The 14162-nt window shown below is 71.3% G+C and carries 11 protein-coding genes; 9 read left to right on the forward strand and 2 right to left on the reverse strand.

Annotation, left to right across the window (positions count from 1 at the left end; genetic code table 11):
* The first annotated feature begins 29 nt into the window (after positions 1-29).
* The 4 genes from ACIPPM_RS01145 to ACIPPM_RS01160 all read left to right on the forward strand — a co-directional run bounded on the left by ACIPPM_RS01145 (position 30) and on the right by ACIPPM_RS01160 (position 4317).
* The gene (locus ACIPPM_RS01145; RefSeq protein WP_401441828.1) at positions 30-1280 is read left to right on the forward strand and encodes a cytochrome P450; all 1251 of its coding nucleotides are present in this window, start codon (positions 30-32) and stop codon (positions 1278-1280) included.
* Positions 1281-1286: 6 nt separating this feature from the next.
* On the forward strand, positions 1287-1490 hold the full coding sequence (locus tag ACIPPM_RS01150) for a ferredoxin (RefSeq protein WP_401441829.1): 204 nt from the start codon (positions 1287-1289) through the stop codon (positions 1488-1490).
* Between the two features lie 171 nt (positions 1491-1661).
* Entirely contained in the window at positions 1662-2624 is a 963-nt protein-coding gene (locus ACIPPM_RS01155; RefSeq protein ID WP_401441830.1) for a GNAT family N-acetyltransferase, read from the forward strand.
* Between the two features lie 82 nt (positions 2625-2706).
* Positions 2707-4317 carry an FAD-dependent oxidoreductase gene (locus ACIPPM_RS01160; protein WP_401441831.1) on the forward strand — a complete coding sequence of 537 codons (1611 nt, stop codon included), beginning with the start codon at positions 2707-2709 and terminating at the stop codon, positions 4315-4317.
* Positions 4318-4336: 19 nt separating this feature from the next.
* On the opposite strand, the gene ACIPPM_RS01165 is transcribed toward ACIPPM_RS01160, so the two are convergent.
* Positions 4337-4855 carry a MarR family winged helix-turn-helix transcriptional regulator gene (locus tag ACIPPM_RS01165; RefSeq protein ID WP_401441832.1) on the reverse strand — a complete coding sequence of 173 codons (519 nt, stop codon included), beginning with the start codon at positions 4853-4855 and terminating at the stop codon, positions 4337-4339.
* A gap of 115 nt (positions 4856-4970) precedes the next feature.
* On the opposite strand from ACIPPM_RS01165, the gene ACIPPM_RS01170 reads away from it, so the two are divergent.
* The 5 genes from ACIPPM_RS01170 (at position 4971) to ACIPPM_RS01190 (ending at position 12276) form a co-directional block, all read left to right on the forward strand.
* The gene (locus ACIPPM_RS01170; protein ID WP_401441833.1) at positions 4971-6506 is read left to right on the forward strand and encodes an FAD-dependent monooxygenase; all 1536 of its coding nucleotides are present in this window, start codon (positions 4971-4973) and stop codon (positions 6504-6506) included.
* A gap of 151 nt (positions 6507-6657) precedes the next feature.
* Positions 6658-7635: a zinc-binding alcohol dehydrogenase family protein gene (locus ACIPPM_RS01175; RefSeq protein WP_401441834.1), complete on the forward strand. Its 978-nt coding sequence runs from the start codon at positions 6658-6660 to the stop codon at positions 7633-7635.
* Between the two features lie 178 nt (positions 7636-7813).
* A complete protein-coding gene (locus ACIPPM_RS01180; RefSeq protein ID WP_401441835.1) occupies positions 7814-9403 on the forward strand; it encodes an MDR family MFS transporter in 1590 nt (529 codons plus the stop codon).
* Positions 9404-9596: 193 nt separating this feature from the next.
* Complete coding sequence (locus ACIPPM_RS01185) at positions 9597-10628, forward strand: methyltransferase (RefSeq protein WP_401441836.1); 1032 nt, start codon at positions 9597-9599, stop codon at positions 10626-10628.
* A gap of 43 nt (positions 10629-10671) precedes the next feature.
* A complete protein-coding gene (locus ACIPPM_RS01190; RefSeq protein ID WP_401441837.1) occupies positions 10672-12276 on the forward strand; it encodes an FAD-dependent monooxygenase in 1605 nt (534 codons plus the stop codon).
* Between the two features lie 82 nt (positions 12277-12358).
* Here ACIPPM_RS01190 and ACIPPM_RS01195 read toward each other — a convergent pair whose 3' ends face one another.
* A complete protein-coding gene (locus ACIPPM_RS01195) occupies positions 12359-13951 on the reverse strand; it encodes an FAD-dependent monooxygenase (protein WP_401441838.1) in 1593 nt (530 codons plus the stop codon).
* Positions 13952-14162: the final 211 nt, after the last annotated feature.

Here is a 14162-nt window from a genome sequence, read left to right on the forward strand (position 1 = left end):
CGCTGACGGCCGCACACCCTGGAGAACCCATGCCCGACACCATCGACACGCCGAACACGCTGGCGGACGGCGCCGACGACGCTCCCGCCTACCCCATCAAGCGCGGATGCCCCTACCAGATGCCCCCGGGATACGAGGATCTGCGGGAGAAGGGCCCGATCTCCCGGGTCACCCTGTGGAACGGGCGCGTCGCCTGGCTGGTGACCGGCAACGATCTCGGCCGTCGGCTCTTCCCGGACCCGCGGCTGTCCTCGGACGTCCTCGATCCCCGGTTCCCGCTGCTCGCACCGCGTATCGAGGCCCAGCGGCAGCAGGCCGCCGCGCCGCCGCTGGTCGGCGTCGACGACCCGGCGCACGCCCGGCAGCGCCGCATGGTGCTGCCCAGCTTCGGCGTCCGGCAGGTCAACGCACTGCGCCCGGTGATGCAGAAGTACGCCGACGAGCTTCTCGACAAGATGCTGGCCAAGGGGCCGGGCACCACCGTCGACCTGCTCACCGAATACGCCCTGCCCATGCCGTCCGCCGTGATCTGCACGCTGCTCGGCGTCCCCTACGAGGACCACCACTACTTCGACGAGCGGTCGCGGCACGTGCTGTCCTCCGCCGGATCGGAGCAGGCGGTTCAGGCGCAGCAGGCGTTCAGCGAGATCCTCGCCTACCTCGACGACCTGATCGGCCGCAAGCAGACCGAGCCGGGTGACACCCTGCTGGACGAACTGATCAGCCGTCAGCTGGAGGAGGGCAAGGTCGACCGGCACGAACTGGCCATGCTCGCCACCGTCCTGCTGGTCTCCGGGCACGAGACCACGTCGAACATGATCGCGCTGTCCACCATGGCGCTCCTCGCCCACCCCGAGCAGCTCCAGGCGCTGCGCGCCGACGAGTCGCTGATGCCGCGCGCCGTGGACGAGTTCATGCGCTACACCTCCATCGGCGACATGCTGATGCGCGTGGCCAAGGAGGACATCGAGATCGAGGGACACCTCATCAAGGCCGGTGACGGGGTGGTCCTTTCGACGATGCTGATGAACCGCGACGCCGACCAGTTCGAGCACCCCGACGAACTCGACATCCACCGTCGGTCCGGCCGCCATGTCGGCTTCGGCTACGGCATCCACCAGTGCATCGGCCAGAACCTCGCGCGGGCCGAGATGGAGATCGCCCTGACCACCCTGCTGCGACGTGTCCCGACGCTGCGGCTGGCCGTGCCCGAGGAAGAGGTCGGTGTGAACGCGCCGTTCGTCCTGCAGGGCGTCACCGAGCTGCCCGTCACCTGGTAGGCGATCATGCGTATCTCCATCGACAGCGACCGGTGCATCGGCTCCGCCCAGTGCGTGGTGGCCGTGCCCGCCGTCTTCGAACAGGACGAGGACGGACTGTCCACCGTGATCGCGGGACGCGAGGACGGTGCCGGGCAGCCCATGGTCCGCGAGGCCGCGCGCGCCTGTCCCGTCCAGGCCATCGCCCTCACGCACACGGACGACACCTGATCCCCACGACGTCCGGGCCGGGGTCGGCGACGACCCCGGCCCCTCCCCACCGGTGGCCGGGTACGGGCGGTGCGGCGCCCGTACCCGGCCACCGGCGCCCCTTCTTCCGGCCCGCTCCGGCCCACTCCGGCCGTTCCCGCCCGTATCCGCCCCGCCCCGACGAAGGAAGTCATGGAAATCCGTAGCCTCGACGGCGACGATCCGGCGACGATCTCGCTGCTCCTGCCCGGGTTCCAGGAGACGATGAGCCTGGAACTGCCCGGCGACCCACCGGTCTCGTCCACCCTGCTGGCCCGGCTGCTGCAACGCCGGCACGGCGCCGACCGGATCGTCCTGGCGGCCTTCGAGGCCGACCGGCCGCTCGGCTGCGTCAAACTCGGCCTGGACGAGGGCGCACCCGACGGCCCGGGCCACGGCTCCCTGTGGGTCTTCCCCTCCCACCGGCGCCGGGGCGCCGGTACGGCCCTGGTGTCGGCGGCCCGCGCGGAGCTGAGCCGCCGTGGCCGCGGTCGCCTGATGATCGACGCTCCGCACACACCGGCCGCCGAGGCGTTCGCCGCCCTGCACCGGGCGCGGCTGTGCGGCACCAACCTGCGCAACCGCCTGGTGATGCGCGGTCCCGTCCGGAGCGGACTCACCGAACTGGCCGGTCGGGCGATCGGCGGACACCGCCTGGTGCACTGGCGGGACCACTGCCCCGCCGAGCTCGTCTCGTCCTATGCCCGCGCCTGGGGCACCCTGGACGCGTCCGTCAACGGCCAGGCCGCCGTACGCCGACCCACCGTCGACGACGTGCGTTCCCGCGAGGCGGAAGCCGGAAGGGCCGGGCACCGGCAGTACGTGAGCGCCGCCCTCGCCGAGGACCGCGACGAGATCTGCGGGTACGCCACCCTCCTGGTGCGCGACAGCCCGATGGCGGACACGGGCGAGACGCTCGTCCTCGCCGACCGGCGCCGTCGCGGCCTCGGCACCTGGCTCAAGGCCGACGTGCTGTCCCGGGCCGCCGCCGAGAACGAGCACCTGGCGCTGGTGCAGGCCTGGAACGACGTGCGCAACACCCCGATCGTCGCCCTCAACCGGCGTCTCGGCTTCCGCGCCGACAGCTCCTGGTCCACGTACGCCCTTCCCTGCTGACGGCTCGACCCGCGTTCGAGCCGGACTGGAGGGGCCACTGCCACGATCCGGCACGGACCGGCAACTGCGAGAGAGGTTACTTGTGAGTACCAGCAGCACACGTGTACTGATCGCCGGCGGGAGCCTCGTCGGCCTCTCGACGGCGATGTTCCTCGCGCACCACAACGTGCCCTGCGTCCTGGTCGAGCGCCACCCGGGGACCTCCATCCACCCACGCGCCGTCGGCTACTACCCGCGTACCGCCGAGCTGCTGCGCGCGGCGGGCGTCGAAGAAGCGGCGAAGACCGCGGCGGCCGGTTTCGAGAAGCACCGGACCCGCGCCGGGGTGGTCTCGCTGGCCGGTGAGGTGCTCTTCAGCAAGGAGGAGCTCGAGGGCGGTGACGAACTCGCCGACCTGACCCCCTCCAAACTGCTGCTGCTGCCGCAGGACCGGCTGGAACCCCTCCTGCGCGCGCGGGCGGAACAGCTCGGTGCCGACCTCCGGTTCGGGACCGAGCTGCTCTCCTTCACCCAGGACGACGACGGCGTCGCGGCCGTCACGCGCGGACCGGACGGCGTCGACAGCGTCGTGCGCGCCGACTACCTCGTGGCGGCGGACGGCCCGCGCAGCACCGTGCGCGAGGCCCTCGGCGTCCGGCGCGAAGGCCGCGGGGTGCTCTCGCACCACGTCAGCATCGCCTTCGGCGCGGACTTCGCGGCGGTCCTCGGCGAGCGCCGCTACAGCGTCGTGCACGTCAAGAACGACACCGTCACCGGCATCATGGTGCACGACGACACCCTCACCGAGGGCACGCTGATCGTGGGCTACGACCCGGACCGGGGCGAGAGCCTGGACGACTTCACCGACGCCCGCTGCGCCGAGCTGGTGCGCGCGGCCATCGGCTCGGACACGGTCGAGGTCACCGTGCGCTCCCGCTTCCCCTGGGACATGGCCGAGCTCGTGGCCGAGCACTTCGTCTCGGGCCGGGTGCTGCTCGCCGGGGACGCCGCCCACCAGATCCCGCCCACCGGCGGCTACGGCGCCAATACGGGGATCGCCGATGCCTTCAACCTGGCGTGGAAACTGGCCCTGGTCCTCGACGGCACCGCCGGGAGGGGGCTGGTCGACACCTACGAGCAGGAGCGCCACCCGGTCGGGCTGTACACCGCGCGGCAGGGCTCGCTCCAGTTGGCGATGCGTTCCGGCACGGCCACCGAGGAGCAGCGGGCGGCGACCGACGACGCGATGACCGTGACCATGGGGCAGGCGTACCCGGCCGGCGCCTTCGTCGCCGAGGAGGAGGCTGGCGCGCTGCCTCTGACCAGCGATCCGCGCGCCCTGTCCGCCCAGCCGGGCACCCGCGCCCCGTACGTGGCGCTGGAGCGGGACGGCGCGCCGCTGACGACGCTGGACCTGTTCGGCTCCGGTTTCGTCCTGCTGACCGGGGCGGACGGAGAGTCCTGGACGGAGGCGGCACAGGCGGCCCGGACCGAGCTCGGCGTCCCGCTCGACGTCCACCGCATCACCGCGGACGGGAAGGACGGCCTCACGGACCCCGGGGGCCGGTGGGCCGACGCCTACGGCACGTCGGCAGGCGGTGCCGTGCTGGTGCGTCCGGACGGGATCGTCGCCTGGCGCAGCCGCGGCGCTGTTCCCGCCGACGCCCAGGTCTCCGCGCTGACGTCGGCACTGCGCCGCGTCCTGGCGCGCTGAGCGGCGCGGGGCCCGCCGGTCAGCTCTCCGGCGAGCTGTGCCGGGCCTCGGCGACGGAGTCCACGTACTTGATCAGCAGGCGGGCGAACTGCAGGCGTTCGTCCTCGGGCCAGCCCCGGGTGATGAACTCGAACGCCGCCCGCTGGTGACGGCGGAAGGCGGCCAGCATGGCCACGCCCTCGGCGGTCATCTGAAGAATGGTGCGGCGCCCGTCCTGCTGGGAGGCGGCGCGGATCAGGTACCCCGCGGAGATGCAGTCCGTGACCATGCGGCTGGCGACCGAGGGGTCCACGGCCAGCCGCTCCGCGACGACTCCGACGGTGATCTCCTGACCGTCCTCCTCGGGTCCCTCTTCGACGATGTTGAGGACCAGGGTCCGGGTCATGTCCTTGCGGGACACCGTCGTCTCGGCGTTGAGCGCGGAGGCGCGGCGCAGTCGCGAGAAGGCGGGACCCACCGCGTCCAGCGGGTCGGCGGCGGCGAGCGGTCCGTGCCCGGACGGGAGCGGGGCGCTCGTCTGCCTGGTCGAAGTCTCCATGTCCCCATCCTAGGTCCGGTGATAACAGCAAGCGAGCATGTGTATGTTAGCAATCGTGTGCATAATTTCATGCACACAGTTTCAAATCAACATCCCCTCCTCTGGAAGGACTTCCATGCCGGACACCCAGGACTTCGACTTCGATGTCCTCATCGTCGGCGGGGGCCCGGTGGGCATGCTGCTCGCCTCCGAACTCCGCATCTCCCGGGCCGAGCCCGTCGTGCTGGAGCGACTGGCCGAGCGCACCCCGCACTCCAAGGCCTTCGGTCTGCACGCCCGTTCACTGGAATCGCTGGACCGACGCGGTCTGCTGGAGCGCTTCCGCGACGGAGCCCGCTCCTGGAACAACGGCCACTTCGCCGGCCTGGACGTCTGGGTCGACTTCTCGCTGCTGGACAGCACCCAGAACTACGCCCTGCTGTCCGAGCAGACCCGCACGGAGCGCCTCCTGGAGGAACGCGCGCGGGAGTTCGGCGTCGAGATCCGCCGCGGCCACGAGGTGACCGCCGTGCGCCAGGACGATCAGGGGGTCGAGGTCGACGTCACCGGCCCCGACGGGTCCTACACCCTGCGCGGCCGCTACCTCGTCGGCGCCGACGGCGGTCGCAGTCTGGTCCGCAGGGAGGCCGGGATCGCCTTCCCGGGCACCGGCGGCAAGGTCACCGCACGGCTGGCCGACGTCGTGCTCGCCGACCGGGACAAGGCCCCGATGGGCATGGAGCGCACCGATCGCGGTCTGCTCTTCTGCGTACCGCTGGACGAGACCTACCACCGCGTCGCCACCTTCGACTTCGCCAAGGAGCGGGAGACGGACGGGGAGCTGACGCTGGAGGAGTTCACCGAGAGCCTCCGCGAGATCTGGGGTGACGACCTCGGCGCGAGCGAGCCGCGCTGGATGTCCTGGTTCACCGACTCCGCCCGTCAGGCCGAGCAGTACCGCGCGGGGCGGATCTTCCTGGCCGGGGACTCCGCCCACACCCACTTCCCCGTAGGTGGCCAGGGGGTCAACCTCGGTCTGCAGGACGTGCTCAACCTCGGCTGGAAGCTCGCCGCCGACATCAACGGCTGGGCCCACGAGGGGCTGCTCGACACCTACGACCGCGAGCGCCAGGCCCCGGCCCGCAAGGTGCTGGCCAACACCCGTGCGCAGATCGCGCTGATGAACCCCGACCCCTACGTCACTCCGCTGCGCGAACTCTTCGAGGACCTGATGCGCAAGAGCGACGTCAACCGGCACGTCGCCGAGATGCTCAGCGGCGTCGGGGTCCGTTACGACATGCCGGGTCCCGAGCACCGCCTGCTCGGGGACTTCGCGCGCGACCTCGTCGTCGCCACCGACGAGGGTCCCGTGACCCTCCCCAAGCTGCTGCGGCGCGGCACGTTCGCCCTGCTCGACCTGTCCGGACGCCCGGAGATCTCCGAGGTGTACCAGGAGTGGGCGGAGCCGATCGCGTGGCCCGGCCGCGTGCGGCACGTCGTCGGCGCGTGCGAGCAGGAGCCCGCTCTGGCCGGCCTGCTCGTCCGCCCCGACGGATATGTCGCCTGGGCCGCGGACAAGGACGCCTCGCCCGCGGAGACCGCCGACGGCCTGCGCGCGGCCCTGGCCACGTGGGCCGGGACCGAGGGTCCCAGCAGGCCGGTCTTCAAGTGACGGGCGAAGATCTCGGATGCTCCGCAATACGGTGTGGACACGCATCCAAATGCATGACAACATGCACATGTAGCCGGGATCGCCGGACGGAGCCACGGCGGCGCACCCGCGACGCGGCTCGACCCATATCCACTCCCATGGGAGACAGCACATGAGAATCGTCCGCCACTACCAGCACGGTGCGCCGTCCGTCCTCAGCCTCGAGGAGGCGGAGAAGCCCCAGCCCGGTCCGGGTCAGGTCCTGATCCGCGCCGAGGCCATCGGCGTCACCTTCGCCGAGGTCCAGCGCCGCCAGGGCATTCCGATCGGCGGCCACGCCGAACTGCCCGGCGCGCCCGGCGGCGACGTCGCCGGTGTCGTCGAAGCCGTCGGAGAGGGCGTCACCACGGTCACCGTCGGCGACCGGGTCGTCGGCGACGTCGACCACGGCGCCTACGCCGAACACGTCCTCGCCGGGGCCGACTTCCTCATCAAGATCCCGCAGGACCTCGACGCCGCGGAGGCGACGCTCCTGCCGAGCCCCGCCCAGACCGCCTACCACGCGATCCGCGAGGCCGGCCGTCTGCAGCCCGGCCAGACGATCGTGATCGACGCCGCCTCCGGCGGTGTGGGCCACCTGGCCGTCCAGATCGCCAAGGCCCTCGGCGCGGGCAAGGTCATCGCCACCGTCGGCTCCAAGGCCAAGCTCGACTTCGTGCGCGAGCTCGGCGCCGACGTCGCCGTGGACTACAGCGACGAGGACTGGACCGACCAGGTCCTCGCCGCCACGGACGGTCGCGGCGCCGACGTGGTGCTGGAGACCGTGGGCGGCGACATCCTGCTGAAGTCCCTGGGCATCACCGCCCAGTTCGGCACCCTCGTCTTCTACGGCTCCGCCTCCGGCGACATCCCGCCGATCCCGACCCTGGCCCTGTCCCGGATGAAGAACGTGGCGGGCTTCAGCATCTACGCGATGCTCTACAACAAGCCGGACGTGGTGGCCGCCGGTCAGCGTCATCTGCTCGAACTCATCGCCTCCGGCCAGGTCAAGCCCGTGGTCCACCAGCGCCTGCCGCTCGAAGAGGCCGCCAAGGCCCACGAGTTGATGGAGGCCCGGGCCCAGCTCGGCAAGGTCGTGCTGGTTCCGTGATTCCACCGGAGTACGGCCGGCCCGGCCCCCCGCCGGGCCCGGCCGTACTCCGGCCACCGCACAAGACCACCCAGTGACATCCCCTAAGCCCCGCATGGGCCCGCTGACAAGAAACGCCGCCGCCATCCGCGGTCGGTGTGAGGGGGAACGAACACACCGAATCGAAAGGCGGATCGTCATGTCGGCTCCCACTGCGCAGGCTGCGGGAGGGGTTCACCCTTCCGGCACGCGCATCACTCCGACCATGGTCGGTTGCATGCTCGCCGCGTTCCTCGCGATCCTCGACACCCAGATCGTGGCCACCGCCCTGCCCCGCATCGTCGGTGACCTCCACGGCATCGACCTCTTCGCGTGGGTGACCATCGCCTACGTCATCGCCAGCAGCGTGACCACGCCCATCTACGGCAAACTCGGCGACCTCTTCGGCCGCAAGGTGACCTTCCTGTCCGCGATGACCCTGTTCATGCTCGGCTCCGCGCTCTCGGGCGTCTCCGGCTCGATGGAACAGCTCATCACCTTCCGCGTTGTGCAGGGCATGGGCGCGGGCGGCATCTTCGTCTCCGTCCTGTCCATCATCGGCGACCTGTTCACGCCCCGTGAGGGCTCCAAGTACTACGGCATGTTCGGCATGATCTTCGCCGGTGCCTCGCTCGCCGGGCCCGCCGTCGGCGGCGTGCTCACCGACACGCTGAGCTGGCACTGGGTCTTCCTGGTCAACCTGCCCCTCGGCGCCACCGTCGTCTTCCTGCTCGCCAGGTACCTGCACCTGCCGCGCTGGGTGCGCCAGTCCTCCCTGGACTACGCCGGGATCGTCACCCTCTCCGGCGCCATCGTCAGCTCCACGCTGCTGACCTCCTGGGCCGGTGTCCAGTACTCCTGGACCTCCCCGCGCATCATCGGCCTCGGCGTGACCGCGGTCCTCTGCGTCGCCCTGTTCATCGCGGCCGAGTCCCATGCCGAGGAACCGATCGTGCCGCTGCGGCTGTTCAAGGACTCGACGTTCACCCTCTCGCTGCTCGGCACCATCGTCTGCGGCATCGTCTTCGTCGGGTCCGTCAACTTCCTCGCCCTGTACGTCCAGGTCGTCACCGGCGCCAGCCCCACCACCTCGGGCTTCGTGCTGCTGCCGATGATGCTCGGCCTGGTGCTGTCCTCCGTCGGCTCCGCCAGGATCATCCGGAAGACCGGCACCTACAAGATCTTCCCCGTGCTGAGCATGGCCCTCGGCATCGTGGGGGCGCTGCTGCTGTCCACCATGGACGCCTCGACCCCCCGCGTCGTCGCCGTCCTCTACATGGTGGTGTTCGGTTTCGCCTCCGGTATGTCCGCACAGGTCTTCACCCAGGCCGCGCAGAACACCGCGCCGCCCGAGGACCTCGGCGCGGTCTCCGGGGTCGCGACCTTCGGCCGCTCCTTCGGCACCTCGATCGGTATCTCGCTGTTCGCCTCCGTCTTCTACGGCCGCCTCAACGACGAGATCACCGCGCACGTCCCGGCAGGCGCCCTGCGAGGCGTCGACCACGACTCGCTGTCGTCCCAGTCCGTTCTCGACTCGCTGGCCGCCCCCGTGCGCCAGGCCGTCGAGGAGGCCTACGCCGCGGCCCTGCACCCGGTGTTCGTCACCGCGGTACCCATCCTCGCGGCCGGACTCCTGATCACGCTGTGCCTGAAGAACCTCACCCTGCGCTCGCGACACCACGGCGGTGAACGCGAGCCCGCCTCCGCCACGGACACGGCGCCCGCCGGCCCCTCTCCCGAGACGGCCTGATGATGCGAATCCCCCGCGCATGATCCAGGCCCAAGGGCCGCCCTCCACGCCACCGGCGCGAGGGCGGCCCTTGGCGTATGCCCGCCCCCCCCGCGACCGAGGCACTGCAGGCCGCTTCGAGCCGGACTCCACGCGAACACGCCATTGTCGGGCGAGGACCGCAGTGGTCCCCACCGTCTGCCAGGAGGCTCGCGTGACACTGACCGATGACCCGACGACGGCCGCGGCGGTAGACCCCGGACCGCTGATCAAGCTGACCATCGCCGACTGCGCGGCCAAGGTGCTGCACAGTGCCGTGGCGCTCGGCGTGTTCGGTGCGGTCGCCGAGGGGCCCGCCGACGCGGACCACATCGCCGCCGAGACCGGTCTGCACTCCCGCATGGCCGCCGACTTCCTCGACGCACTGGCCGGCCTCGGCCTGCTGGAGCGCACCGGTGACCGGTACGCCAACACCCCGCTGGCCCAGGCGTACCTGGTGCCCGGCACCCCGACCTACCTCGGCGGTTTCGTGGAGCTCACCAACGAGACGCTCTACGGCACCTGGGGGCGGCTGACCGAGGCGCTGACCACCGGCGCCCCGCAGCATCTGGACCCCGACAAGGGCGGGTTCGTCGGGGACAAGCACAAGGACCCTCAGAAGATGAAGCGCTTCTTCGCGGGTCTGGACGCCTACAGCGACCGGATGGGCGTCGAGCTCGCGGGTCGCGTCGACTGGTCCCGGCACTCCTCCTTCGTCGACCTCGGCGGCGCGCGCGGCAACCTGGCCGCCGTCCTGGTGCGGGAGCACCCGCACCTGAAGGCGGGCGTCTTCGACCTGGAACGCACCCGGCCGCTGTTCACCGAGCACGTCGGCCGCCTCGGCTTCACCGACCGCGTCGAGTTCACCGGCGGCGACTTCTTCACCGACGACATCCCCCCGGCCGACGTCATCGTGCTCGGCCACATCCTGCACGGCTTCGACACCGACCGGCGCAAGGAACTGCTGCGCCGGGTCCACGCGGCCGTCAACCCCGGCGGGCAGATCCTCGTCTACGACCGGATGATCGACAACGAGCGATCCAGTGCCGAACGACTGCTCTCCAGCCTGCACATGCGCCTTGTCAGCCAGGACGGCTCCGAGTACCGCGTCGGGGATCTGCACGACTGGCTGCGCGAGGCCGGATTCGCCGACGTCACGGCGGACCCGCTGCTCGGCACCCACACGCTGGTGACCGCGACCCGATGACCGCCCCGGACGGCGCTGCCGCCCCGACCACCCAAGGAAAAACATGAGCCAGGAGAAGGTGCCCGTCCTCATCGTCGGCGGCGGCCTCGCCGGACTGTCCGCCGCCGTCTTCCTCGCCCATCACGGCGTCAGGGCCACGCTGGTCGAACGCCACCCCGGCACTTCCGTCCACCCCAAGGCCCGTGCCATCAACCCGCGCACCATGGAGCTGTACCGCGCGGTCGGCATGGAGGAGCGGGTCAGGGCCGGCCGTTCGCCGATCTCCGGCAACACCGACCTGGTGCACGTGGAGACCCTCGCCGGTGACGAGCGGGTCCGGATGCCCAACGCCTCCATCGAGGACATCAGCCGGATCAGCCCCACCCAGTGGACCCTGATCGACCAGAACCAGCTGGAGCCGATCCTGCGCAAGCGGGCCGAGGAGGCCGGTGTCACCCTGCGCTTCCACACCCGGCTGGACGCGGTCGTGGAGGACGCCGACGGGGTGACCGCCACGCTCACCGACCTCGGCACCGGCGAGAGCGAGGAGCTGCGCGCGTCCTACGTGATCGGCGCCGACGGCAGCCGCAGCCCGCTGCGCAGTCTGCTGGGAATCGATGCCCACGGCCGCGGCACGATCACCAACCTCGTCAGCTTCTTCTTCGACGCCGACCTGACCGAGCCGCTGCGCGGACGCAAGATCATCGCTGCCTACGTCAACAACCCCGCCGTCCGCGGCACGATCATCCCGATCGACAACGACCGCAAGTGGGTCATCAACGTCTCCTTCTCCCCGGAAGCGGGCCAGAGCCCCGAGGACTTCACCGAGGAGCGCTGCGCCGAACTGGTCCGCGCGGCGGTCGGTGTCGAAGACCTGCCGCTGACCATCGAGTCGGTCGACATGCCCGCCTGGGACATCTCCGCGCGGGTCGCCGACACCTTCGCCAAGGGCCGCTTCCTCATAGCCGGCGACGCTGCGCACGTGATGCCGCCCACGGGTGCCTTCGGCGCCAGCACCGGCATCCAGGACGCCTACAACCTGGCCTGGAAGCTCGCCCTGGTGCTGAACGGCAAGGCAGGCGCCCGGCTGCTGGACGGCTACGACGCCGAGCGTCGCCCGGTGGCCGAGGAGACGGTGCGCCAGGCCATGCTGCGCTTCGCCGTCCGCGAGGGCAAGCAGTTCGAGGAGGTGGCCAAGGACCTGGTCGACGAGACGACGATGACCTTCGGCTACGCCTACCCCGAGGGGGCGTTCGTCGGTGAGGACCGGACACGGTGGACCGTGACCGAGAACCCCGACAAGCCCAGCGGCCGTCCCGGCACCCGCGCCCCCCACGTGGTCGTCGAGGGTGAGCACGGCAGGTTCTCCACCGTCGACCTCTTCCCCGTCGGCTTCACCCTGCTGACCGCCGGAGCGGCCGGCCCGTGGACCGCCGCCGAGGGGGCGGCCCGGGACCTCGGCCTGCTACTGAGGGCACGCGGCATCGGCGCCGACGGCGACTACGCCGACGTCGAGGACACCTTCACGGAGCGCTACGGCATCGCCCGCGGCGGAGCCGTACTGGTCCGCCCCGACGGGTTCGTGGCCTGGCGCTCGACCGGCGCTCCCGACGGGAACGCGGCAGACACCCTCACCGGGGTACTGCGCCAGATCCTCTGCCTGGACTGACCGGTCCCGCAGGGCTCATGAAGCGGGCGCGCCTTCCGGGGAACCGGAAGGCGCGCCCGTCGCCGTCGGCGCGGCAGGACCCTCAGAGGTCGCGGGACAGCAGCCGGTGCACGACCGCGGACAACTCCACCGCCGGGTCCGCGGGCTGGTCGGCCGAGCGCCACGCCAGGAAGCCGTCGGGGCGCACCAGAGCGGCACCGGAGGCCGTGATGCCGTACTTCTTCAGGAAGTCCTCGGCCACCTCAGCGGGTTCCTCGGCGCCCACCCGGTGGCAGGCGATGTCGACGCCGGTCAGCCGGGACGCGCCCCCCGCCGCCCGCTCCCACAGGCCCGCCTCCGGTCCGGTCAGCAGCAGCCAGCCACCCGTCAGCACATCGTGCAGCGGCCGGTCCGTACCGCCGGACCGCAACGTGAAGTGCGGCGCCCTGGTGCCCGGCCGGCCCGAGGGCTGGGCGGGGTCCTCCACCGTGGCGCCGTCGTCGTCCGCGCCGGGCTCGGCGAGCACCGCGCCGGAACGGTACACGTGACCGAACAGCACGGTCGTCTCCGAGCGGTGCCGGGCCGCGACCTCCGCGTCGAGCCCGCTGCGCTGCAGGTAGCGGATCACACCCTGCTCCACCGTGAACTCGGCGACCGGGAACCGCTCCTCCTCGTAACTGTCCAGCAGTCCGGCGCCCGCCCGGCCCCGCAGCACCAGGGCGAGCTTCCAGGCGAGGTTGTGCGCGTCCTGCACCCCCATGTTGCCGCCGAACCCGCCGGTGGGCGGCATGACATGAGCCGAGTCACCGGCCAGGAACACCCGGCCGGAGCGGAACCGGTCGGCGACCCGCGCGGCGATCTCCCAGCTGCTGACGGTCTCCACCGCGACATCGAGATCCGGCACCCCGACCGCGGCGCGCACCATGTCCACGCAGTCCTCCGCGGAGAACTCGGCGTGCGTCTCCTCCGGCGGCAGGCTCGGTGCCAGCACCCAGCGGTCACCCCCGTCCAGGCGGCCCAGTACGCCCTTGACCCGGTCGTTGCTGACGAAGCAGAGGAAGAACCGCCGGCCGTCGACGTACTCGTCCAGCGAGGCGCGGAAGATGATGTTCATCTGGCGGCCGAACACCCCCTGCCCGTGCGTGCCGATGCCCAGCCCGTCCCGGACCGGGCTGCGCACGCCGTCCGCGGCGACCAGATAGGACGCGCGAACGGTGGTCTCGCCTCCGTCCCGCACATCGCGCAGTACCGCGGTGACCCCGTCGGCGTCCTGCTCGTAGCCGATCAGCTCGGTGCCGAAGCGGATGTCCGCGCCCAGCTCCCCGGCCTTCTCGAGCAGTACCGGCTCGAAGCGGTCCTGCCCGATCAGAGTCCACCCGGTCGTGCCCACCTCATTGGGGTCGTGGCGGAACGGCCCGTCGAAACGCCCGAGTTCCGCCCCTGCCAGGGACTCCACCTGAAGGATGTCGCCGTACTGCGCATGCGGGTTCTCCCGCGCGCGCACCTTCCGCTCCAGGCCGAGTGCCCGCATCAGCTCCATCGTGCGGGGGCTCGCCGCCTGCGCACGCGGGTGGGCCGAGACCTCGGAATGCCGCTCGACGAGAAGCGGGCGGATGCCCTGCTGGGCGAGGAACAGTGCCTGGGCCAGGCCCACCATGCTGCCGCCCACGATCAGTACGTCGGTTCGCTCAGCCACCGGATAGCTCCTTGTCTCGATGCCGACCTGCCCGGGCTGCTGGTGGGACCCGGTTCCGGACAGTCCGGCCAGCCAACACCGCTGCCCTAGAGGGCTGCTCGTACCGCACCGGCACGCCGGTCCGGCCGAGCCCTCGGCCTGGGCCGTCCAGAACTGTTCGAGTTGCGCGCGAGGAGCCGCTGACATCTTCGAACCGCTGACGACGCCCGAC

This window comes from Streptomyces sp. NPDC090119, from assembly GCF_044747085.1.
GTDB lineage: Bacteria > Actinomycetota > Actinomycetes > Streptomycetales > Streptomycetaceae > Streptomyces.